The organism is Actinoplanes sp. NPDC023936 (genome assembly GCF_040639325.1).
Lineage (GTDB): Bacteria > Actinomycetota > Actinomycetes > Mycobacteriales > Micromonosporaceae > Actinoplanes.
The window spans coordinates 21,880-44,836 of record NZ_JBEZZR010000047.1 but is presented as its reverse complement, the minus strand read 5'-3'; the positions used below and the strand labels follow the sequence as shown (position 1 = coordinate 44,836).

Sequence of the window (22,957 nt, the reverse complement as noted above, 5' to 3'; positions counted from 1 at the left end):
CGCCGGGCCGGCTGGGGCTGTCACCCCGCCGTGGTGAGGGCGCGGGTCGTGGCCGGCACCAGGGGGCAGCTGCTGCGGTACTGCCGGATGCCAGACTGGTCCGCCAGTGGGCAGAGGAACTGGCTGAATCGGGTGTCGTTGTCGACGAAGATCTTCAGCCACGGAATCATCGTGCGGGCGAGGGTGGTGCTCGGCTGGCCGATGTAGTTGTGACCGGCACCGGTGATCTCGAGGTAGGCACGCTCGGTCGTGGCCGGGATGGTGTTGTACAGGCTGGTGAGCCGGGACGGCGGGACCAGGGTGTCGTTCTGCATCGCGTAGATCAGGGTCGGCACCCGATCGCCGGCCAGGCTGTTCGAGGGCAGATAGGGCGCGTTGCCGATGGCGGCCTTGAGCGAGGGACGCCGCAGAGCCGCGTCGAGCGCGCCGCCGCCACCCATGGAATGTCCCGCGACGGCAAGTCGGCCCGGGTCGAGCCGGCTGCGCACCGAGCTGCGCTGCGTCAGGTAGTCCAGCGCCGCGAGCAGTTGCGTACCGCGGCTGGTGGGACTGTCGTTGAGGTTGTTCGTTTCGATGCCGAACACGATTAAGCCCTGACTGGCCAGTCGCGGGCCGAGCCAGGCGATGCCGGGCCAGGTGCCGTTGAGGCCAGGCGAGATGGCAAGTCCGCCGAAGGTTCCCTGGCTGGTGTCGGTCGGGTAGTAGATGACGCCGCCGCCGAAGCCGTTGCCGCGCGGCACGCTGACCGAGGCGGTGGCGAACGGTCCGGTCACCGCTGCCACGCTCGCGGCCGTCGGGGCCGGGCCGCGCTGGTACGGATTCGCTGCGGCCGAGGCGGGCTGCGCCGCAGAGGTGGCGGCCAGGCCGGCAGCGAGGGCGATCGCGGTCAGTGCTCGTCGTACGAGCGTGATCGATGGCGTCCGGCTCGCGGACGGCGTGCGGTTCTCGTCTGACATCAGTTCCTCCTCGGGGTGGCTACGGCTAGTCGGCAGCCGGTCCCATCGCATTACATCGATGATGCTGGATGAAAAACGTTATCCGCGTCAAGCAATGCCGCCCTGCTCGGTTGCCCGACCCGTCCTTGACCGTCCAGGTAAAGGTGTCTATTTTCGGCGTAACACGCGAGAAACGTTGTCCAATGACGAGCCCTGCGGCGACCGTGACGGTCGCTGCGTGCGTCAATCCGCGTTAACGACCGCCGCGCCGCACTCGCTCGATGAAACGTTACAAGGAATCGCGAACGGCGATGCCCCGGAAGGAAGAGGTCTGATCATGGGTACGCGAATGACCCGGAGAACATTGATCGGCGGGTCGCTGTCCGTGGCCGCCGCGATGAGCATGCCGGCGGTGGCACACGCCCATGGCGGACGACGCGACGTGGCGGCCACCCGCTACGGCACGGTGCGCGGGCGGCGCGAGGACGGCATCGTCAAGTTTCTCGGCGTTCCCTACGCGACCCCGCCCATGGGCAAGCTCCGCTTCCGGGCCCCGCAGCCGCCCCGGCCGTGGTCCGGTGTGCGTGACACGGTGGACTTCCCCAACCCCGCCTTCCAGGCCCCGGGCGGCGAGATGGGCCCGACCGGCAACGGCCGGATGCCGGCGCCGTCGGAGGACTGCCTCTACCTCAACATCTGGACCCCGGCCGCCGACCGCCGGCGCCGGCCGGTGATGTTCTACAACCACGGCGGCGGCTACATGATCGGCTCCGGCTCCGCCACCGGGCAGGACGGCAGCCGCCTGGCCAAGTTCTACGACGTGGTGGTCGTCGAGTCCAACCACCGGCTCGGCCTGCTCGGCTACCTGTTCCTCGACGACCTCACCCGCGCCGACTACGCCGCCAACCAGGGCATGCTCGACATCCTCGCCGCGCTGCGCTGGACGGCCGAGAACATCGACAACTTCGGCGGGGACCCGGACAACATCATGGTCTGGGGCGAGAGCGGCGGCGGCGCCAAGACCGCCGCCGTGTACACCATGCCGGCCGCCGCACGCCTGTTCCACAAGGCGTCGATCGAGAGTGCCGCGCCGCTGCGGTTCCCCACCCGGGACGGCGCCACCGCCCGCGCCGAACGCACCCTGCACCTGCTCGGCCTGACCCGCGCGGACATCGCGAAGCTGCACGACATCCCCGCCGCCCGGTTGCTGGAGATCCAGCAGTCCGAAGCCGCGAACGGCGTCGCGCCGTGGGGCGACCCGGACCCGCTGCCCGGCTTCGGCGCCTTCGTCGACGGACGCATCATCCCCCGGCACCCGTTCGCCGACGGCGTCGCTCCCTGGGCCGCGGAGAAGCCGCTGATGGTCGGCACCACCCGCGACGAGACGGTGTTCTTCAGCCTCTTCGGTCCGCCGGACATCTTCCGTATCGACGACGCCGGCCTGCGCCGGGAGCTGAGCCGCACCTACCAGGGTGCCGAACTCGACCGGATCATCGCCACGTTCCGCGCGTCGCGGCCCGCAGCGACTCCGGCGCAGCTCTACTTCGCGATCACCACCTCACCGATCTGGCGCGACGCCATCACGATCGCCGAGGCCAAGGCCGCGCAGCGCCGGGCGCCGGTGTACATGTACCAGCTCGCCTACCAGGACCCGGCTCTGGTGCCGGGCACCGACTTCCCGCTCGGGTCGCCGCACGCCGCCGACATCCCCCTCAAATTCGCCAACACCCCCAGCGACCAGCCTGCGGGGGAGCGGGCGACTGCCCGGCACATGAGCGCCCTGTGGGCCGGCTTCGCCCGCGACGGCCGCCCGAACGCGCCGCGGGTTCCGGTGTGGCCCGCCTACACGCCGGCCGGCCGTGCCACGATGTGGATCGACGCCCAATGCAAGATCGTCAATGACCCGGACCGAGCGGAACGGCTCTTCTGGGAGAGCCGCGAGCCGAAACGTTCCTGATACGGCGCTTACGTCAGGTCAGGCGAGGTTCTTGGTGAAGAAATCGTCGAGCCGGTCGAAGGGGATGAGTTCCTTGCGGTCGTACAGGTCGACGTGGTCCGCGCCCGGGACGATCACGAGGTCGACGGTGCCGGGGGCCATCGCCTGGACGTCCTCGGAGTAGTAGCGGGAGTGCGCGTCGGCGCCGGCCACCAGCAGGGCCTTGCGGGGCGCAAGCATGTCGATGTTCGTCATCAGCGGGAAGGCGAAGAACGACATCGGCGTGGTCGCGGTCCACGCGGTGTTGGAGTTGATCGAGCGCGGGTGGTAACCGCGCTCGGTGCGGTAGTAGTCGAAGAAGCTCGCCATGACCGGGTCGGCGCCCGCCGGAAGGGTCTTGGGCAGGACACGGTTCGAGGTGGCGACATTGCCGTCAGCGTCGAACGGGACCTCGTGGGAGAGCCGCGCGGAGGTGCCGTTCTCGGCGTCGATCCAGCGCTGCCGGCTGAGGTGGTCGACGACCTTCTGCCGCTGCTCACGCGTGTAGTAATCCTGGTGGCCGCGGGACATGCTGCGCGACATGTCGTACATCGAGGCGGTGGCGACCGCCTTGATCCGGCTGTCGGCGGCTGCCGCGGTGAGTGCCATGCCGCTCAGGCCGCAGATGGCCTGCGCGCCGATCCGCTCGCGGTCGACGTTCTTCTGGAGGCCGAGGAAGTCGACGGCGGCGCTGAAGTCCTCGGTGTAGATGTCGGGCGAGGCGACGTCGCGTACCGGGCCGCCGCTCTGTCCGGTGAAGGAGGGGTCGAAGGCGAAGGTGTAGTCACCCTTGGCCGAAGCCCTGCCCTGCCCTGCGGGAACGGCGGCGCGGCCGGTCTCCGCACCGAAGGCGGGCAGAGCCGGGAAAGCGGCGGCCGCGCCGGTGGCGGCGATCAGTCCGAGCGCTTTGCGACGTTCCATGGACGTGGACCTCACCTTTCGATTGGTGGGAACGGCGCAGCCATCGGCGCGCTGTGTGCGCCGGGCGGGCCTCACGTGTGGTCAGGAGGTCGCGTCCTCCGACCGGGTGGCCATGCGTCGAGCGTAGGCCGTACGAGACCGATGTGGGATTCCCTGTCGATACACCCATCAACAAGGCCTTCTTCGTCCTCGGGCGGGCATGTTGACTAGGTGCCGTCAACCTCCATGGGATCGCTCTCGATCCAAGTGAACGGAGCACGCCACCATGCTCCGAGTCCTGCTCACCTTCTGGCGCGATGCCCTGACCCGGTACGGGGAGATGCCATGCCCACCACACGCACCACCGCCCGCGTGGCGCTGTCGGCGATCCTCGGCCTGACCCTCGCCGCCTGCGACGGCAACGGCCAGGCCGGCGCCACCGGTGACGGAACGCCCGCAACATCGCCCGGTAGCGCTAACAGGGGGACGGCACCACCGAGCGACACAGCCGCGCCCGGGGAGGAACAGATGAAGATTCAGATCACCATCAACGGTGAGCGCTTGCCGGCCACGATCTTCGACAGCAGCGCCGGCCGTGACCTGCTCGCCCAACTGCCGCTGACTGTTGATATGACCGACCACGGCGCCGTGGAGAAGACCGGCCCGCTGCCGGCACCGCTGTCACTGGACGGCCAGCCAGACGGTGCGGACCCCGACGTCGGTGATATCGGCTACTACGCCCCCGGCAACGACCTCGTCCTCTACTACGGCGACCAGTCCTACTACCCCGGCATCGTGATCCTCGGCCGCCTCGGCGGCGACGCCACCGGCCGCATCGCCGACATGGACGGCGCCGTCACCGCGACCGTCGAGACCCGTGCCGCCTGAACCACCATGTCCAACCTCAACGGGAGACATCAGCGGCGCCCCGATATGTCCACGGACGCCGCAAGCCGGTTCCCGCCCAGCTCCGCGGACACCGTCCGCCTCAACCGATGCCGTCGAAGGACGTGACATGACCAGCACTGTCCCCACCCGCGAACAGACGTTCGCCGGCAAGGTCGCCTTCGTCACCGGCGCCGCCGGTGGTATCGGCAAGGCCACTGCGCGAGCGTTCGCCGCCGCCGGTGCGACGGTGGTCCTGGCCGATCTTGACGAGGCCGGCGCGCACGCCGTCGCCGCTCAGATTCGGGCGGACGGCGGCACCGCCATGGCGTTCGGCCTCGACGTCACCGACAGCGACGCTGTCAAGGCCGTGCTCGACCAGGTCGTCGCCGTTCACGGCCGTCTCGACCTCGCCTTCAACAACGCCGGCATCGAGCAGAGCCACACCACCACCGCCGACACGACCGAGGCCGACTTCGACAAGCTGATGACGGCCAACGTGCGCAGCGTGTTTATCTGTCTCAAGCACCAGATCCCACTGATGCTCGCCGGCGGGGGCGGCGCGATCGTCAACACCTCCTCCGGCGCTGGTGTCATGGGCATCGCCGAGCAAGCCACCTACGCCGCGACCAAGCACGCCGTCATCGGGCTCACCAAGTCCGCCGCGCTCGAGTACGCGGCCCACGGCGTACGTATCAACGCCGTCTGCCCCGGCATCATCGACACCAAGATGATCGAGCGCGTCAGCGGCGGAACCGACGAGGGCTACGCCCAGATGATCGCCCAGGAACCCATCGGCCGCCTCGGACGACCAGAAGAGATCGCCTCCGCCGTACTGTGGCTGTGCTCACCCACCGCCGCGTTCACCATCGGACACGCCCTTGTCGTCGACGGCGGTCAAACCGTCTGACGCCCGGCGCCGCGATGGATGCTGGAACGTTCCCACGGGTCACAAGAACCACACCTCAAGGCCGGCACGAGTTGCGCTGAAGGGCCTTCGACTATGGCGGCCGGACGCCTGGCACCATCACCAACAGGTGAAGAAAATGCGTCATGTCGTACCCAACGACTTCCTGGACTTCGCGGCAATCCGCGATGAGCTGGCCGGCACCCTCGCCGCGGGCAGTCCCCACCTGACCTTCGTCCACGTTTCCGGAGCGGGCACCGACAGCACCGAACAAGGCCGCACATCGAAGTGTCTGCACCGGTCTGACAGTAGTGACCTGGCGTAACGGATCGATGCTGGCGTACGGAACCGGGCAACCTACGATCGCTGCCGCACACGATCAGCGGCAGATCCGTGCGGCTCCGCCATCAGGGACTCCTATCCTCCGCTCATGGAACCCCCGAAAACCCCTGATCAGCCTGAACCCGCAGGCAGGGTCGCCAACCGTGGATCACCTGCGAGCGTGTTAGCCTCCATCGCCGTTTCGGCGCGAAGTCATAGCCCCATCTCGATGGATACGGTGCGTCGCGCGACCGCCCCGCAAGGAGGTAGAAGTGGACAGTGGCGGACCCGATTCACCGACCCGGTACATCATCTTTGATCTCGACGGGGTGCTCGTCGACAGCATGCGGGTGGCGCGCGAGGCCTTCCGGATCGCCTACGCCGAGGTGGTGGGCGACGGCGAGGCGCCGTTCGAGGAGTACAGCCGGCACCCCGGCCGGTACTTTCCCGACGTCATGGGGATCATGGGCCTGCCGGTGACCATGCAGGAACCCTTCGTCCGCGAGAGTTACCGGCTTGCCGGGCAGGTCCGCCCGTACGAAGGCGTGGTCGAGATGCTGCGCGAGGTGCGAGCACGTGGGACGCGCCTGGCGGTCGCCACCGGGAAGAGCGGGCCGCGGGCACGGTCGCTGCTCAGCGGCCTCGGACTGCTCGACCACTTCGATCACGTCGTGGGCTCGGATGAGGTGGCCCACGGGAAGCCGGCGCCGGACATCGTGCTGCGAGCACTGGAGTTGTGGGGGATCACGTCGCGGGAGGCCGTGATGATCGGCGATGCCGAAACCGATCTGGCCAGCGCTCGCGCCGCCGGGGTCGGCGCGATCGCTGCGCTGTGGGGCGAGACCCCCGCGGAACGCCTGATCGCGGCCGGCCCCGATGCGGTGCTGTACCAGCCCGCCGACGTTCTCTCCCTGGTGCCGGTGTCCCACGTTCGGTGACGGTGGGCAGCGGGGTGCGGGGCACTCAGCTCAGGCGAGCGGCGACGGCCTCAGCGACCGGCCCCGGCTGACCGGTGAGATAGAAATGGTCACCGGGGAAGACCTGCAGATCGAAAGCGCCTTCGGTATGCGCCCGCCAATCCCGCGCCTCGTCCAGCGAGGTGCGCGGGTCGGCGTCGCCCACCAGGGCCGTGATCGGAGTGTGCCGCAGGTGCCGGCTCGGGTCGTGCCGGTACGTTTCGATCGCGCGATAGTCCGCCCGCAGCGCCGGCATGATCATCTGTACCGTCTCGGGATCGTCCAGCAATGTCGTGCTGGTGCCGCTGAGCAGGCGCACCTCGCGCAGGATGTCGGCCTCGCCGCGCTGGTGCACGTTCTCCGGCCGGTACCGCGAGGGCGCGCGGCGACCGGAGGCGAAGAGATGGGTGATGGCCTGGCCGCGGGCTTCGAGAAGCAGCGCCGTCTCGTACGCGATGATCGCGCCCATGCTGTGGCCGAAGAACGCCGCCGGCCGGTCGTCGAGGGGCGCCAGGATCTCGGCGAGCTCGGCCGCGAGGCCGGAGATCCGCTCCATCGGTGGCTCGGTGCGGCGGTCCTGCCGGCCGGGATACTGCACCGCGAGCACCTCCGCCCGCCCGGCCAGCGCCGCGGAGATCGGGAAGTAGGCGGTGGCGGCGCCGCCGGCGTGCGGGAAGCACACCAGCCGCACACCGGTGGGCGTGCCGGGGTGGAAGCTGCGTAGCCAGGCCGATGCCGCAACGTTGATCGGGGTCATCTCCCGTTTCTCCCGCACCGGGCCTGTCCGGCCAACCCTTATCCGACCCCTAGCTCACCGCGAACATCGGCTTCCGGGCGGATGCCGTGAAGCTGCTCATGGAAATGTCGCCGCCCGGACTCTAATGTCGGCGCATCGGTGAATCGACGCGAGGCGGCCCGTAGTGACACGAAGTTGGATCCATCTTCGACTCCCGCACATGAGCGAGAAGGTCTTTACGTTCGTCAACGTTCTCCGTCTCGGGGACCCGGATGGTAATTGGGTTTTCGAGGGCGGTGACGGCTATTTCGACGCCTGGTTCAACGCTCGGCTCGAGGTCTTGCACGAAATCTCCCGGCACGCTGGTGAAACGAATTTTTCGGCACCGCCGGCAGAAATCCTGGCGACCGTCGAGCTGTCCACCCTCTCCAGCGACCTTGCGCTGGACCTGCTCGGCGGGGCAGGGCTCGGCGAACCGGAACGGTTCGCGCTGGCGGTTGTCAATCTTTCCGAGATCACCGCGCTGCTGCCTCCCGCCGGCCGCGCCGGCTTCCTTTTTCAGTGCTGGCAGCACTGGGCCGCGCCGCTCACCTCGGTTGATCGACGGCAACTGATCTCCCGGGCCACCGGCGACGCCGTGAGGCTGCTGGATGCGGTCGGCGACCGGCAATGGCCCGCCACGCACATCACGGCCTGGGAGCGGTACGCCGATGCGCTGCGGCTGACCGCCGGCGCCGGGGTGGCCCCCTATCTGCTCCTCGACCATGCGCACCGCACGCACCGCCGGATCGGCATCGACGCGGCGACCGAGGCGCTCGCGGCGCAGACCCTCCGGACGGTGCTCGAAGCCGGTCTCGCCGTTCCGGCGCTGCGGGCCGCCACGTTGCAGATGACCTGATCGGAGACGAAGAAATGGCCGAAGTACTGCTGCTGAATGGGCCGAACCTGGGGATTCTCGGCATCCGCCAACCGGAGATCTACGGCACCCAGACGCTCGCTGACATCGAGAAGTCAGTGGCCGACGAGATCGCCGAGCGGGGCTGGACGCTGCGTGCTGTGCAACGCGAGTCGGAAGGCGAGCTCATCCACGCTGTCCAGGACGCGTACGACACGGTCGGGGCGATTGTGAATCCGGGCGCCCTGATGATCGCGGGGTGGAGCCTGCGTGACGCGCTGGCAAGTTATCCGCAGCCGTTCGTCGAGGTGCATCTCTCCAACGTCTGGGCGCGCGAGACTTTCCGGCACGAATCGGTGCTCGCCCCGATCGCGTCCGGAGCGATCGTCGGGCTGGGTGCCCTAGGCTACCGGCTCGCGGCTCGCGCGCTGATGGAAATGGCGGAAGTTTGACACTTGGCCGCCGGTGTTTCCCCATGGCACCGGCGGCACGCTGCGGCGCAACCCCGCCGTGTTCGGACGGCGAGTACACGAATCCCCCATGCGGAACGTGTCCATGAACGTCGATGACGAAGCGCTGTTGCGCGCCGTAGTTGGTCGATGTAAGACTGTCGCCTGTCCCGATACTCGGTGCGACGTCGCGGTCGCTGAGTGTCCTGGAGGTTCGGGGCAGCCGTGGGCGGATGGAGATAGCAAGTCGGCGGGTACAGCAATGGCGCGTCGAACAGCCGAATCGATCTCCCTCCGGAAATGGCGGGCGCCGCCGGCGGTAAGCGCGTATTTAGTTCAATTCATGGGGTGTAACAAACTGTGCGCAATTTCTTCTGTTTCATCGAGAACATACCCTCGCTGACTGCTCGGGTTGGGTGAATTCAGTGGAATTCAGGATACTCGGTCCGCTGGAAGTTCTGTCCCGAGGCGCCGTCGTCCCGCTCGGCGGCCTGAACCAACGAGCCACGCTCGGCGCACTGCTCCTGCGAGCCAACACCGTCGTTGCCACCAGTTACCTCATCAAGGCGTTGTGGGACGAGAACCCGCCACTCACCGCACGCAAGATGCTCCAGAACGCGGTCTCCGGCCTGCGGACCATCCTGAACGAGCACTGCACCGACGGACATACGGCTCTGCTCACCCACGCGCCGGGCTATCTGATCCAGACCAATGCGGACGACGTCGACCTGCTGCGATTTCACGCGCTGGTCGAGCGGGGCCGCATCGCCGCGGCGGCCGGGTCCTGGGAGCCGGCCGGGGGCGCGTTCCGTGAGGCGCTCGACCTGTGGCGTGGGCCGGCGCTCGCCGACCTGGTGGAGAGCGGCATCGGCTGGCCCGATCTGGCGGTTCTGGAGAACGCCCGGCTGTCCGCCTTCGAAGACTATGTGGAGGCCCAGCTCGCGATCGGCCGGCACGTCTCCGTACTCAGCGAGCTGGAGCATGCCGTCGCGGTGGCCGACCTGCCCCGGGAACGCATGTGCCGGTTGCTGATGCTGGCGCTGTACCGGTCCGGCCGCCAGGCCGACGCGCTCGGCGTCTACCGGCGCAGCCGCACCGCGCTGGCCGAGAAGCTCGGCCTGGATCCGAGCCGTGAGCTGCAGGATCTGGAGCGCGCGATCCTGTCGCACGATCCGGCCCTGGCCGTGCCCCCCGCGGTGCCGCAGCCCGCCGTCGACCTCGGCCCCCGGCTCCCGGAGCCCGCCCCGGCGCCATCGGTCGAGTCGCCCGACCCGGTGCCGGTCGCCGAGCGCAAGCGGGTCAGCGCCCTGTACGCACGGGTATGGCTGACCGCGGCCGATGCCGATGCCGATGACCAGGAAACCGCCGACGAGCAACTCGAAGTCCTCACCGCGGGCTTCCGCGAGGAGATCGAGCGGTTCGGCGGCGTCGTGCAGGGCCTGTGGGCGGTGGGGTCCAGCTGGGTCGCCGTGTTCGGTGTGCCGTGGAACCGGGAGAACGACGTCGAGCGGGCGGTGCGCGCCGCGGTCGCGGTCCGCGACCGGATCGTCTCGAGTCCGGCGGACGGCTGCCCGATCGGCGTGAGTCTTGCCGTGGCCACCGGCGAGGCGCTGGTGACCACCCGCGGCGAGGACGCGGCGGGCTTCGAGGTCACCGGCGGCCTCGTGGACCAATGCCGGGGCTTGGCCGAGCGCACTCCGGCCGGCGAGATTCGCGTGTGCGAGGCGACCCGCAAGGCCACCGGGCGGCTCTTCCAGTACGGCGACGAGTCCGTCCTGCTCGCCGACGTCACGGACGCGGAGGTGGAGGTCATCCCCTTCCTGGAACGCACGCGGGAGATGGCCACGCTCACCGGCCTGCTCGACAGCGTCATGCAGCGCCGCGGCTCGTACCTCATAACGGTGCTCGGCGAGCCGGGAATCGGGAAGAGCCGGCTCGTCGAGGAGTTGAGCCGGCGCGCTGCCGAGCGGCACGGTGACCTCGGCTGGCTGGTCAGCCGGGTGCCGGAGTTCAGTGACGATCCGATCAGCGCGGTGCTGGCGCAGATCGTCCGGTCGTACGCCGGGATCTCGCCCGGCGACCCGGATCCGCTGGTCCGGCGCCGGTTGGCCGAGCTGGTGCCGGACCGGCTGGTCGGCCGGCTGCTCGGCCTCCTCCAGGTCGCCGATGGCGGGCTGCCACCGGCTGACGATCTGCTGGACATCTGGCGGCGCTTCATCGAGGCGGCGGCCAAAGCGCGGCCACTGGTCCTGGTGATCGAGGACCTGCATCGGGCCGATGACCGCTTGCTCGACCTCATCGAGCGGTTCGTCAACCGGGTGGCCCACGTCCCGATCCTGGTGCTCACCACGGCGCGCCTGGAGTTGCTGATGCGGCGGCCGCACTGGGGTGGCGGCAATCGCAACGCGCTCATGATCACGTTGGACCCGCTGTCCGACAAGGCCGCCCACCAGCTGCTCAACACGCTGGCCACGCAACACGGCCTATTGCCCGACCCACCCTCGGCGCCTGCGGGTCCGGCGCCGGCGGACCCGCAGGCGGATCCGGTCCAGGGTGGCGGTTGCCCGTCGCTGTTCGCCAGCATCGGCGGTAATCCGCTCTTCGCCATCGAGTACTCCCGGATGCATCGCGACATGGCGGCACAGGCCCGCCGCCGTGGCGAGCGGTGGTCCGGGGATACCGGCATCACCGATCAGGACGTGCGAAGCATGCCGCAGTCGGTGCGCAGCATCATCGCCGCGCGGCTGGACACGCTGCCCGCGGCCGAGAAGGCGGTGCTCATGGACGCCGCGGTCTTCACCGGCCCGGTCTGGCCGTCCGCTATCGCCGCGCTGGGCGAGCGCGACGTGCGGGAGGCGGCGCGGTGCCTGGAGTACCTGGCTCAGCGCGACTTCCTGCACCGGGCAGGGGAACGCGCCGAGGACGGCGAGCCACTGTTCGCGTTCCGTCACACGCTGATGCGGGATGTGGCGTACGAACAGATGGGCCGGAGCGCGCGGGCGGACCGCCGGCAGCGGGTGGAGCAGCTGTTGCGGCCGACCCAGCGGCCGAGGGACCTACCGCACCAGATCCGGCTCGGCCGCCGGAATCCGGCGAGTGGGATGGCCGAGACCACAGCGCAGTGGAGCTGACCGCGCCGCGTCCGGCGGCACAGACCCGGTTCCTGGTGGGGCTGATCGGCGCGGATGTCGGTGGATCGCTGAGCCGGCCGCTGCACGAGCGGGAAGCGGCCGAGCTCGGCCTGCGGCTGTTCTACCAGCCCATCGAGGTCGGTGACCGGCCGTCTGGCGGAGAGCTCAGCGGTCTGATCCGCACCGCTCGCCGGATGGGCTTTCGCGGGCTCAACGTCACGCATCCGTGCAAGCAGGCGGTGCTGCCGTACCTCGACCGGCTGTCGCCGGACGCGACGGCGCTCGGCGCGGTCAACACCATCGTGTTCGCCGGCGACGAGGCGGTCGGGTACAACACCGACTGGGCCGGCTTCGGCGAGAGCCTCGCCACCGGACTGCCCGGCGTCGCCCGCGACCACGTCATCCAGCTCGGGGCCGGGGGCGCCGGCGCCGCGGTGGGGTACGCGCTGCTGCGGTCCGGCACCCGGGTCCTGACGCTGGTGGACCCGGCGCCGGATCGCGCGGCCCGGCTCGCCCGCGTGCTGGCCGACCAGTTCGGCGCCGACCGGGTGGTGATCGGCGACGGGTCCGGTCCGGCCGACGGGCTGGTGAACGCCAGCCCGATCGGCATGACCGCCTATCCGGGTGTCCCGGTGCCGGTGGAGCGCCTGCGCCGCGACATGTGGGTGGCCGACATCATCTACCGTCCGGCGGTGACCGCGCTGCTCCGGCGCGCCCGCGACCTCGGCTGCCGCACGCTGGCCGGCTCGGGCATGCTCGCGCTGCAGGCGGCCCACGGCTTCGAGCTGTTCACCGGCCACCGGCCGGACAGCGACCGGATGCTGCGGCATGTCGAAGCGCTGACCGCCTAGAAACGGCCCGAGTGTCAGGCCTGCCGTCCGGCCGCGTCGCGCAGCCGGGCGGTCAGGGCCGCGAGCTCGAGGGACTGTGACCTGTTCAGCCGCGGATCGCAGGCGGTCTCGTAGCGGGCGGCCAGGTCGAGTTCGTCGACGCCGTCGCCGAGGCACTCGGTCACGTCGTCGGCGGTGATCTCGACGTGCAGTCCGCCGGCGTGGGTGCCGAGTGCGCGGTGCACCTCGAGGAAGCCCGCGAGCTCGTCGGCGATGTCGTCGAACCGGCGCGTCTTGTAACCGGTCGCCGACTCCCGGGTGTTGCCGTGCATCGGGTCGCACTGCCAGATGACCTGACGGCCGGACGCGGTCACCCGTTCCACGAGCGGGGGGAGCACGTCACGTACCCGGCCACCGCCCATCCGGCAGATCAGCGTGAGCCGTCCCGCCTCGCCGTGCGGGTCCAGGCGTTCGGCGTACTCCATGACCTGCGCCGGGGTGGCCGACGGGCCGATCTTGACGCCGATCGGGTTGGCCAGCCGCTCGGCGAAGGCGATGTGCGCACCGTCCAGCTGCCGGGTGCGCTCGCCGATCCAGAGGAAGTGCGCGGACAGCGAGTAGAGCCGGTCGCCGGCTTCCCGCAGCAGGCCACGCTCGTAGTCGAGCAGCAGTGCTTCGTGGCTGACGAACACGTCGGTCTCCACGTCCGCGCGGATGAGCCGCATCACCGCGGCGGCCTGCCGGTACGCGCGCAGCATCCGTTCCGAGTCCGGCACCCGGGCCGCCGGGTCGGGCGCCGGTGAGTTCACGATGTCACCGCGGTAGACCGGCAGCCCGAGCGTGTCCACGGTGTTGGACCGGGGCTTGGCGTGCTGCCCGGCGAGCCGGCCCACCGTCACGACCGGACCACCGGAGGCGCCGGCGAGAACCTCCGCCATCGGGAGGAGGACGTCCAGGCAGGAGCGTGTGTGCGCGGCGATGTCGTCGGTCAGCATCTCCGCGCAGTCACCGCCCTGCAGCAGGAACGCTTCGCCGCGGGCGACCCCCGCGAGGTGGTCGCGCAGCCGGTCGACCTCGGCGACGGTGACGATCGGAGCGCTGCGCCGCAGCGTCTGCCACACCCGGCGTACGGCCTCCGGATCCGGCCACTGCGGCTGCTGGAGAGCCGGGAGCCGGAGGGCTTCGGCGACGGCGGCATCGAGGAGGGAAAGACCCACGTTATCGGCTCACAATCCGGTCGGAAGGTCGCGGCGGCGCTTGACGTCAAGCTTGCGGTAGACCCTGGTGAGGTGTTGTTCCACGGTGCTCGGGGAGATGTAGAGCTTCGCGGCGATCTCTCGATTCGTGTAGCCCATCACCGCCAGCGCGGCGACCCGCCGTTCCGAGCCGGTCAGCGACTCGATCCGGTCGCTGGACGCCGGCACGTCCGGTACGTCGCCGACGTCCCGGGCGCCGGCTCGGACCTCCTGGTAGAGCGGGCGCGCTCCGCACAGGTCGGCGACGTGCATGGCCCGCCGCAGCAGGAGGCGAGCCCGCTGCCGCTGGTCCGGCTGCTGGTGGGCGCGGCTGAGGTCGTAGAGGACCCGCGCCTGTTCGAGCCGGTCGCCGCGGGCCTCGAAGATCTCCAGGGCCTCGGTGAGCAGCTGCAGCTGACGCCCCGGGGTGCTTGCCGCGGCCAGGAGCCGCAGAGAGGCGCCGCGCGCGCGGGTGCCCTCGATACCGGGCCGGCCGAGCTGATCGAGGATCATGGAGCGGGCCTGATCGGCGTTGCCGAGGCTGAGCCAGGCGGCCGCGGCGCTGGTGCGCCAGGGAACGATGCCCGGGTTGTCGAGTCCCCAGCCGCGCACCAGCTCGCCGCAACCGAGGAAGTCGGCGAGCGCGGCATGGTGCTGCCCGGTCGCCAGGTGATACTCACCGCGAGCGTGCAGATAGTGCAGGCCGTACCGGGTCCGCAGCGCGGTGTCCGGGAGTGCCTGGGCCAGGTGCCGGGCGGCCTCCTCGTAGTCACCGGCCCGGGTGTGCGCCTGCACCAGGGTGGCCAGCGGCTGGGCCACGGCCACCCCCCAGGCGCTCGCCGGAAGCGCGGCGAGCGCCGCGGTCGCCTGTGCGACGGCTCCGGACAGATCACCGCGGCGCAGCAGCGCCTCGGCCAGTGCCGAGAGCACGAGCGCCCGCATCGTCGGGGTGGGATGCCGGGCCGATGCGGCAAGGTACTGCCGGCACCACTCCTCGGCGGCGTCGCAGTCGTCGGTGTAGATCAGCACGGCCAGCGCGAGGGCGGTGGATTCCGCCGCCCACAGCGAGGCCCGGCTGATGTGGACGTTGCGCAACACCTGGCGAGCGGCCGCGATGGCATCCGGGAAGCGGCAGCGGGCGAAGAGATCCGACATGTTCGCGGCGGCACCCAGCCACGGATCGGTGTCCAGGGTGGCGGTGACGTGGCGGCGGTCGTTGCTGCCGGCGAGCCGGCGGGTCAGCATCGGATACGCGAGCCCGAGCCAGGCTTCCACGTCGGCCAGCTCGTCCGGCCGCTCGTCGCGGCCGCGCAGCAACTCGAGCAGACGGTCGGCCTCGCCGGCGCGTCCATGCCACAACAGCCCGCGGATCACCACCGGGACCTGCCGGGCGTCGAGCCGGCCGTGTTCCGCGTCGCTGATCAGCTCGGGCCACAGTGGTGCGGTGGTCGCCGGCCGGCAGTGCCACAGCGCCTCGGCCAGCCGGACCCGCACGGCCGGCTGGTCGGCTTGCGGGCTGAGCACGGCCAGCCGCAGGCAGTCGGCCGCATATTCCGGGTCGCCGTCGACCAGGGCGTATTCGGCCGCCTCCCGCAGTACCTCGGGCGCCCAGGACGACTCCGGGTCGCCACCGGCGGCCACCAGCAGCCGGCCGACCTGGTCCGCCGCCGCCCCGCGCGCCTGCGCGAGCCGGGCGGACCGGCGGTGCAACTCCTGCCGGCGGGCGGCCGGGAGGTCGGCGAGGACCGCCAGCCGGGCCGCGGGATGCCGGAACCGGCCGGCCTGGAGCAGGCCGCTGGCGTTGATCGTCGCGAGGGCCTGCCGGGCGGCCTCCTCATCGATGTCGGCGACCTCGGCGGCGTCCTCCGGCGCCGCGTCGTCGGGCAGCGCGGCGAGGCCGTGCGCCACCTGCAGCGCCGCCGCGCCGGAGCGGCGCAGGCACGACACGAACGCGCGACCGTAGCGCTGCACGGTGGGACCGTCGCGGTCCAGGTCGTCCTCCAGCAGCGACTGCACGAGCAGCGGGTTCCCGCCGCTGAGCGCGTCGATCACCGGGGTGAGCCGGTTCGCGGTGGTGGTGTCGAAGCCCCGCTCGACCAGCCGGTGGATGCCGCCGGGGGAGAGCGGGCCGACGGCCATCCGGTGCGCGTACGGCAGCCGGACCAGCTCGTCCACGGGCTGCTGCGTGTCCGTGAGCACCACCATGATGCGCGCCCCGCCGACCCGCCGGCTCAGCTGCAGCAGGCAGCGCACCGACTCGGCGTCGGCGTGCCGCAGGTCGTCCACCCCGATCAGCAGCGGCGTAGCGGCCGCCCGGGTGAGGAGCGCGGTCACCGCCGCCTGGGCCGCGGTGTCGTCCCCGGGCAGCTGCTCCGACACCGGCAACAGCTGGGACACCACGCCCATCGACAGCGTCCGCTCCTGCGGCGAGCAGGTCGCGCTCAGGAATTCGAAGCCGGCGGCGGTCGCCCGGTGACCCAGGCTCCACAACAACGCCGTACGGCCGACGACCGGTGCTCCCTCGAGGAAGACGACCTGTCCCTTCCCCGCTCGTACCAGGTCGAGCAGCGTGTCGAACTCGGCAAAGTGTTGGTCACGGTCCATTAGTTCCACGTCTTGTGCCCCCGTTTGGCCCATCTCGTAGACGATCGGCATCCGATGGGTAGCCGTCGCCTCGTGCCCATCAACGCTGTGTGATTGCTGATGAACGTGGCGTGGTTGCCTCGTCAGTCATGGCGGTGTCCGGCCGGGGCCCAGCGAGCCCGTGGCATCTCGGCGAGCGCGGTGGTGACGGCGCCCACCGGTACGTCGCGGACCAGCGCCGGCCCGTCGGTGGAGTCCAGGACGAAGGCCAGGTTCTCGCCGCCGCCGGCGGCCTTCTTGTCGAATCGCATGATCTCGATCAGCCGGTCGGCGCTGATCCCGGCCGGCAGCGCGACCGGTAGTCCGTAGGCGCGTACCACGTCGTGGTGCTCGGCCACCCGGGCGGCGTCGATGCGGCCGAGCAGCCCGGCCAGCCGTCCGGCGAAGACGGTGCCGATCGCCACCGCCTCGCCGTGGCGTACCTCGAATCCCGTCGCCACCTCGATCGCGTGCCCCAGCGTGTGGCCGTAGTTGAGCAGGTGCCGGGCGCCGGCGTCGCGCTCGTCGGAGGAGACGATCTGTGCCTTGCGGGCCACACTCCCGGCGATCTGGTCGATCAATGACAGTTCGCGGAGGTCACCCGCACCGATGAAGTGGCACCGGGCGATCTCGCCGTAACCGTTGCTCCACTCCCGCTCGGGCAGGGTCTGCAGGTAGTCGGTGTCGCACAGCACCGCCCGCGGCTGCCAGTACGCGCCGATCAGATTCTTGCCCTCCGCCAGGTTCACCGCGGTCTTGCCGCCGACGCTCGCGTCGACCTGTGCCAGCAGCGAGGTCGGCAGGTGGATCACCGCGACGCCGCGGTGGTACAGCGCCGCGGCCAGGCCGACCGTGTCGGTCGTCGTGCCGCCGCCGCACGAGACCACGACGTCGTCGCGTCCCAGGCCGAACGTGGCGAACCGGCGGCACAGCTCACCGACCGCGGCGAGGGTCTTGTTCCGCTCGCCGTCCTCGGCGCCGAGGACCAGGGTCGGCAGACCGGTCTCCGGCACCCACTCCGCCGGCCGGGCCGAGACGACGGCCACCCGGCGAGCGCCGGTGCGGGCCAGATGCTCTGCCAGTTGGTGTCGCACACCGGAACCGATCGTCACGGCGTACGACCGATCGCCGAGCGCCACCTCGATCCGGCGGTGCATCGTCTGAGTCACGAGGGTCGTCCTTCCGCGGTGAGCTTCATCCGGGCATCGAGCGGGCCAGCAGCACCGCTCCGTACAGTGAGGACCGGCCGCCGTGCGCCGCGGCGGCGAACCGGGGGGCCGGGTGGCCGGGGCGGGCCAGCCGGGCGGCGTGCCGGGCCACCGTCGGCACGAAGCCGGCGAGCCCGTCGGCGAAGCCGCCCCCGATGACCACGAGGTCGGGTCGTACCAGTTCGGCGATCCCGATCGCCGCGGTGGCGAGCAGCTCGCAGGTCTCCTCGACGGCGGCGACCGCCCAGGCGCGGCCGGCTCGCCAGGCCGCCTGCAACTCCGGGTAGGCGGCGCCGGCACGACGCAGCGTGGCGGGGCCCGAGGCGTACGCCTGCAGGCAGCCCTGCCGGCCGCAGTCGCAGCGCCGTCCGCCGTGGGTGACCACGATGTGCCCGACCTCGCAGGATCCCCGCCCGGGGCCCGGGATCCCGGTGCCGTCCAGCACGATCCCGCCGCCGATTCCGGTCCCCACGCCGAGGTAGACGAGGTTGCGCACGCCGGCCCGGTGCGCCTCGGCGAGGGCCGCCACGTCGCCGTCGTCGGCATAGGCCACCCGGGCGCCCGGCACCAGGCCGGGTAGCGCGCTCTCGAGATCCAGGCCTACCCAGGAACTCCGGCCCGGCCAGGAGACCACCCGTCCGCCGGCCACTGTCGCCGGCATCGCGACGCCGGCCGCGCCGATGGGTATGCGCCGGGTGAGCGCGGCGATGTGCCGGGTGAGCGCGGCGACGTCCTGCTCCACGGTCGCGGCGTGTGGCCATTCGAAGCGTGTCTCGTAGGGCTCAGCGGACCCGTCCTCGGCCCTCAGGGCCACCTTGGTCCCACCCACGTCAATGCCGAGAAAAGCCATGGATGGAGGCTGGCATGGCGCGACCACAGAGGAGTCACTACCGGCACATTCCAACGGAATCGCGACCTGAAACAGGCGGCGATCCGGCGGTAATGGGTGGGTAGTTGGCCGATGGTGGGCGGACGGTGAGAATCGCCGGTCACCCACGGCAATTCACGCCTCTAGATTGCGCTGTACCCGCACTCCGCGGGATTCAAACGCATTACGGAGCATCAATGATCAGCAGAAGGTCCTTATTACGTGCCGGTGGCGGTGTGGCCGCACTCGCCGCCGCGCCGCCGCTTGCCGGCCTCGGCGCCGAGCAGCCGCTCCTCAGCGCCAAGACCGGGGGAGACGTGGTTCTCCCCGCAGATCCCCGCTACGCCACCGCGAAGGAGCTGCACTACGCCCAATGGGACACGGTCAACCCCAAGGCGATCGTGTACGCCCAGACGCCGTCGGATGTGCAGACGGTGATCCGGTTCGCCCAGGACGCCGGGGTGCCGCTGCACACGCGCAGCGGCGGCCACAACTTCGCCGGCTGGTCGACCGGGCCGGGCATCGTCCTGGACGTCTCCCGGATCAAGCACGCCGTGCCCGGCGCCGAGACCGTGCGGGTCGGGCCGGGCGCCCAGTCGGTCGATGCGCTGACCGCGCTCAGCGCCGCCCAGGCGCAGATCCTCACCGGCACCTGCCCGACGGTCTGCCCCGGCGGTTTCTACTCCGGCGGCGGCATCGGCATGCAGACCCGCAAGTTCGGCATCGGCAGCGACCGGCTGACCTCGGCCACGGTGGTGCTGGCCGACGGCCGGATCGTGAAGACGTCCAGTACTTCCGAGCCGCAGCTGTTCTGGGCGTTGCGCGGCGGTGGCGGCGGCAATTTCGGTGTGGTGGTCGACTTCGAGGTGCGCCGCATCAACCAGCCGCGGGCCGTCTACTACAACACCCAGTGGGCGTTCGCCGACGTCCGCGAGGTTCTGCCGGCGTGGCAGGAGTGGACCGCCACCGCGTCGCCGGACCTGGGCTCCGCGATGGTGATCGTGCTGCCGGACGGCATGCCCGAGGAGAACACGCTGGTCTTCGTCTACGGTCTGCACCATGGCGACCAGGCGCAGCTCGACGCGTCCCTGGACCGGCTGCAGGCGCTGGCCGGCCGGGCGCCGCTGAACCGCTTCTCCACCGAGCTGCCGTACGCCCAGGCCATGCTGCGGATCTACGGCTGTGACCAGATCTCCGCCCAGGCGTGTCACCGCGTGGGAACGAATCCGGAGGCGAGCCTGCACCGGGGCACGTTCCAGCGCGACGCCTTCCGCCTGGTCTCCCGCCCGTTCGGCGCCGCGGACGTGAACCGTGCGATCGACACCTTCGTGGCCGGTCGCCACCCGGGGCAGAGCCGGGTGCTCAACCTCATGGCCGTGGGCGGGGTGGCGAACGAGCGATACCCGTCGGAGACCGCCTTCGCGCACCGCGATGCCGAGTGGTCCATCGGTTACGTGGCCACCCATGCCGATCCGGCCCCGTCGACGGCGGACTCCGAGGCCGCCACTGCCTGGACGAACGCCGGTGCGGCGGTGCTGGAACCGGTCGCGACCGGCGCCTACGTCAACTTTCCCAGCTACCACCTGCCGGACTGGCGGCAGCAGTACTACGCGGACAACTTCCCGCGGCTGGTCAGTGCCAAGCGGGTCTACGACCGGCACAACTTCTTCCGGCACCCGCGCAGCATCGGCTCCTGATCCGGCTCAGGCCGCCTTCACGACGCGTCGCCGGACCGGGCGTTCGGCCTGAACGAAGGTCGCCAGGCGGCCGTTGATCAGACGGCCCAGCACGTCCAGAAAGACCTTGCGATCACGAGCGGGGATCGTCGAGAGGATCTCGGCCTGCAGGCCGGCGACGATCTCGCTGGCCTCGGCGACCATCCGCTCGCCGGCCGGGGTGACCTTGACGATCCGGGCTCGCCGGTCGGTCTTCGACATGCGGCGTTCGGCGAGTCCGGCGCGTTCCAGCTCATCGAGCGTCACGACCATTGTCGTTTTGTCGATGCCGCACAGCTCACCCAGTTGGCTCTGGGTGAGCTCGGCGGTCATGCCGCGCTCCAGCACGCAGTACGCACGGGTGGAGATGCCGAGGCCGGAAAGGGCCTCGGCATGCTCCTTGGCCAGCGCATGGGTGGCCCAGGACATGAGAAACATCAGGTCGGGCGCGTCGCTCATGCCGTCAGCCTAACAACTAGTTCGCGATCAGTTCTATCTCGCGCCGGAGTAACTCTGCACACTACCGGCCCGGAGTTCGTTCAGAACAATATAGTAAAGACCAAGAACTTCTGATACGGTTCGTCTACCAAGCTCGCTATCCCCGATCTCAAGGAGTCAGTCATGTCTGCGGAAGCCTCCACGACCCGAGCTGTCGGCAGCACGTCCCGCGTGCGGAACAGGGCGATCGGCCTGGTGGCGGCCGTGGTCGGTGCTGTCGTCGTGTGGCTGATCGCCAACGTTGCCGGCGCCGAACTCAAGGTCGACCAGGGTTCCGGTCCGGAAGCCGTCTCGGTGGCCCTGGTGATCATGATGTCGGCAGCCTTCGCGCTGCTCGGCTGGGGTTTGCTCGCGCTGCTCGAGCGGTTCACGGCGCGTGCCCGGACCATCTGGACCGCCGTGGCGGGCGTCGTGCTCGTCCTCTCCCTGGCTCTGCCGCTCATGGTCGACGCCACGTCCGGCACGAAGGCCGCGCTCGTCCTGATGCACCTCGTGGTGGGGGCGGCCGTGATCGTGATGTTCCGCAAGGACGCCCGGTCCGCCTGACCCGGACGGCCGCCCCGTCGATCGACGGGGCGGCCGTTTGCCGCAGTGGGTTCAGCCCCAGGCCACCGGTAGTGCGAGGACGCCGTAGAAGGCCATCTGGTCGCGCATCGGGATCTGGTCACGCGGCACCGCGAGCCGGATGTCCGGGAAACGCTCGAACAGCGCGGGGTAGGCGATGCGCATCTGCATCCGAGCCAGTTCCTGGCCCAGGCACTGGTGCAGGCCGTGACCGAGGGCCAGGTGCCCGCGCGAGCCGCGGGTGATGTCGAGGGTGTCGGGCTGGTCGTAACGGGCCGGGTCCCGGTTGGCGGCCGGCAGGGACAGCGTCACCGTCTCGCCGGCCCGGACCACCTGGTCGCCGAGCTCGACGTCCGCCAGGGCGGTACGGGTCGGCCCGACGTGCACGATGGTCAGATAGCGGAGCAGTTCCTCGACGGCGCTGTCGATGAGCTTCGGCTCGGCGTGCAGCGCGGCGAGCTGCTCCGGCGCGTCGATCAGCGCGAAGGCGCCCAGCGCCAGCATGTTCGCGGTGAGCCCATGGCCCGCGAAGAGCAGGTTCAGTCCGATGGTGGTCAGCTCTTCGTCGGTCAATTCATCGCCGGCGGCCAGCTCGCCGAGCAGGTCCGGGGTCGGCGCCGCGCGCTTCGCCAGCACCAGCTCGTGGACGAACTGGTGCAGTCCGCGGAACGCCGCGGCGGTCTCCTCCGGGGTGGAGGTCATGTTGACCATGACCGCCGAGCGGGTCTGGAACTGTGCTCGCTCCTCGTACGGCACGCCGAGCAGCTCGCAGATGATCAGTGACGGCACGGGCATCGCGAACGCCTGCAGGAGATCGACCGACGGGCCGGCCTTCTCCATCTCATCGAGGTAATGGGTGACGATCTCCTCGACGCGCGGCGCCAGCAGGCTCATCTTGCGGGCGGTGAACTGGCCGGTCAGCAGCTTGCGGTACCGCGTGTGGTCCGGCGGGTCCATCTCCGGGAACGAACCGGGCGCGGCGGGCGTCGGCTCCGTCGGGACCATGGGATGCCGGATCGGGAAGTGCTGCAACTCCCGGCGGGCGCTGAACCGCGGGTCGGCGAGCACCGTGCGGGCCTCGCTGTAGCCGGTGACCAGCCAGCCGAGATGGCCGTCCGGATAGGAGAACCGGGTTACCCGTTCGTTCCCCTGCAATGGGCGCAGGGCGTCCGGCGGGTCGAACAATGTGGTGCGGCTCAGTGGTAGTTCGGGCAGCGCGGGGATCGTCTCAGTCATCTTCATTTCCTCTCCGACCGTTCTTCACCGCGATCGAACAGCAATTCCGGCAGTCCTCAGTAATCGCCGGGTAATCCGCCGCGAAAAAGTT

At 70.3% G+C, this 22,957-nt stretch carries 20 protein-coding genes; 11 read left to right on the top strand and 9 right to left on the bottom strand.

The window, feature by feature from the left end:
- Positions 1-20 precede the first annotated feature (20 nt).
- Positions 21-956, bottom strand: coding sequence for an alpha/beta hydrolase (locus AB0F72_RS37135; protein WP_360442081.1), 936 nt, complete (start codon positions 954-956; stop codon positions 21-23).
- A 316-nt stretch (positions 957-1,272) separates the two neighbouring features.
- On the opposite strand from AB0F72_RS37135, the gene AB0F72_RS37130 reads away from it, so the two are divergent.
- Entirely contained in the window at positions 1,273-2,892 is a 1,620-nt protein-coding gene (locus AB0F72_RS37130; RefSeq protein WP_360442078.1) for a carboxylesterase family protein, read from the top strand.
- Between the two features lie 18 nt (positions 2,893-2,910).
- Here the strand turns inward: AB0F72_RS37130 and AB0F72_RS37125 are convergent, their stop codons facing one another.
- Positions 2,911-3,831, bottom strand: a complete 921-nt coding sequence (locus AB0F72_RS37125; protein ID WP_360442075.1) for an alpha/beta hydrolase — start codon at positions 3,829-3,831, stop codon at positions 2,911-2,913.
- A gap of 324 nt (positions 3,832-4,155) precedes the next feature.
- On the opposite strand from AB0F72_RS37125, the gene AB0F72_RS37120 reads away from it, so the two are divergent.
- The 4 genes from AB0F72_RS37120 to AB0F72_RS37105 all read left to right on the top strand — a co-directional run bounded on the left by AB0F72_RS37120 (position 4,156) and on the right by AB0F72_RS37105 (position 6,861).
- Entirely contained in the window at positions 4,156-4,698 is a 543-nt protein-coding gene (locus tag AB0F72_RS37120) for a cyclophilin-like fold protein (RefSeq protein ID WP_360442072.1), read from the top strand.
- 127 nt (positions 4,699-4,825) lie between these two features.
- Entirely contained in the window at positions 4,826-5,605 is a 780-nt protein-coding gene (locus AB0F72_RS37115) for a glucose 1-dehydrogenase (protein ID WP_360442069.1), read from the top strand.
- A gap of 136 nt (positions 5,606-5,741) precedes the next feature.
- A complete protein-coding gene (locus AB0F72_RS37110; protein WP_360442066.1) occupies positions 5,742-5,927 on the top strand; it encodes a hypothetical protein in 186 nt (61 codons plus the stop codon).
- Between the two features lie 268 nt (positions 5,928-6,195).
- The gene (locus AB0F72_RS37105; protein WP_360442063.1) at positions 6,196-6,861 is read left to right on the top strand and encodes an HAD-IA family hydrolase; all 666 of its coding nucleotides are present in this window, start codon (positions 6,196-6,198) and stop codon (positions 6,859-6,861) included.
- Positions 6,862-6,886: 25 nt separating this feature from the next.
- Here the strand turns inward: AB0F72_RS37105 and AB0F72_RS37100 are convergent, their stop codons facing one another.
- On the bottom strand, positions 6,887-7,636 hold the full coding sequence (locus AB0F72_RS37100; protein WP_360442060.1) for an alpha/beta fold hydrolase: 750 nt from the start codon (positions 7,634-7,636) through the stop codon (positions 6,887-6,889).
- A 199-nt stretch (positions 7,637-7,835) separates the two neighbouring features.
- On the opposite strand from AB0F72_RS37100, the gene AB0F72_RS37095 reads away from it, so the two are divergent.
- The 4 genes from AB0F72_RS37095 to AB0F72_RS37080 all read left to right on the top strand — a co-directional run bounded on the left by AB0F72_RS37095 (position 7,836) and on the right by AB0F72_RS37080 (position 12,941).
- Positions 7,836-8,513, top strand: a complete 678-nt coding sequence (locus AB0F72_RS37095) for a hypothetical protein (protein WP_360442057.1) — start codon at positions 7,836-7,838, stop codon at positions 8,511-8,513.
- Between the two features lie 14 nt (positions 8,514-8,527).
- Positions 8,528-8,962, top strand: coding sequence for a type II 3-dehydroquinate dehydratase (locus AB0F72_RS37090; protein WP_360442054.1), 435 nt, complete (start codon positions 8,528-8,530; stop codon positions 8,960-8,962).
- A gap of 422 nt (positions 8,963-9,384) precedes the next feature.
- Positions 9,385-12,090 (top strand): BTAD domain-containing putative transcriptional regulator, encoded by a 2,706-nt coding sequence (locus AB0F72_RS37085; RefSeq protein WP_360442051.1) that lies wholly within the window; start codon positions 9,385-9,387, stop codon positions 12,088-12,090.
- Positions 12,081-12,941: a shikimate dehydrogenase gene (locus AB0F72_RS37080; RefSeq protein WP_360442048.1), complete on the top strand. Its 861-nt coding sequence runs from the start codon at positions 12,081-12,083 to the stop codon at positions 12,939-12,941. The genes AB0F72_RS37085 and AB0F72_RS37080 overlap by 10 nt, the downstream gene beginning before the upstream one ends.
- A gap of 14 nt (positions 12,942-12,955) precedes the next feature.
- Here the strand turns inward: AB0F72_RS37080 and AB0F72_RS37075 are convergent, their stop codons facing one another.
- The 4 genes from AB0F72_RS37075 to AB0F72_RS37060 form a co-directional block, all read right to left on the bottom strand.
- Positions 12,956-14,137, bottom strand: coding sequence for a 3-deoxy-7-phosphoheptulonate synthase class II (locus AB0F72_RS37075; protein ID WP_360442045.1), 1,182 nt, complete (start codon positions 14,135-14,137; stop codon positions 12,956-12,958).
- A gap of 9 nt (positions 14,138-14,146) precedes the next feature.
- On the bottom strand, positions 14,147-16,759 hold the full coding sequence (locus tag AB0F72_RS37070) for a LuxR C-terminal-related transcriptional regulator (RefSeq protein ID WP_360442042.1): 2,613 nt from the start codon (positions 16,757-16,759) through the stop codon (positions 14,147-14,149).
- Between the two features lie 122 nt (positions 16,760-16,881).
- A complete protein-coding gene (locus tag AB0F72_RS37065) occupies positions 16,882-17,934 on the bottom strand; it encodes a 3-dehydroquinate synthase family protein (protein ID WP_360442128.1) in 1,053 nt (350 codons plus the stop codon).
- 37 nt (positions 17,935-17,971) lie between these two features.
- Positions 17,972-18,835, bottom strand: coding sequence for an ROK family protein (locus tag AB0F72_RS37060; protein WP_360442039.1), 864 nt, complete (start codon positions 18,833-18,835; stop codon positions 17,972-17,974).
- Positions 18,836-19,050: 215 nt separating this feature from the next.
- Here AB0F72_RS37060 and AB0F72_RS37055 point away from each other — a divergent pair, with 215 nt between their 5' ends.
- Positions 19,051-20,550 (top strand): FAD-dependent oxidoreductase, encoded by a 1,500-nt coding sequence (locus AB0F72_RS37055; protein WP_360442036.1) that lies wholly within the window; start codon positions 19,051-19,053, stop codon positions 20,548-20,550.
- A gap of 6 nt (positions 20,551-20,556) precedes the next feature.
- Here AB0F72_RS37055 and AB0F72_RS37050 read toward each other — a convergent pair whose 3' ends face one another.
- On the bottom strand, positions 20,557-21,027 hold the full coding sequence (locus AB0F72_RS37050; protein WP_360442033.1) for a MarR family transcriptional regulator: 471 nt from the start codon (positions 21,025-21,027) through the stop codon (positions 20,557-20,559).
- A gap of 162 nt (positions 21,028-21,189) precedes the next feature.
- Here AB0F72_RS37050 and AB0F72_RS37045 point away from each other — a divergent pair, with 162 nt between their 5' ends.
- On the top strand, positions 21,190-21,612 hold the full coding sequence (locus AB0F72_RS37045) for a DUF6069 family protein (protein WP_360442030.1): 423 nt from the start codon (positions 21,190-21,192) through the stop codon (positions 21,610-21,612).
- A 51-nt stretch (positions 21,613-21,663) separates the two neighbouring features.
- On the opposite strand, the gene AB0F72_RS37040 is transcribed toward AB0F72_RS37045, so the two are convergent.
- Positions 21,664-22,866 (bottom strand): cytochrome P450, encoded by a 1,203-nt coding sequence (locus tag AB0F72_RS37040; protein WP_360442027.1) that lies wholly within the window; start codon positions 22,864-22,866, stop codon positions 21,664-21,666.
- Positions 22,867-22,957: the final 91 nt, after the last annotated feature.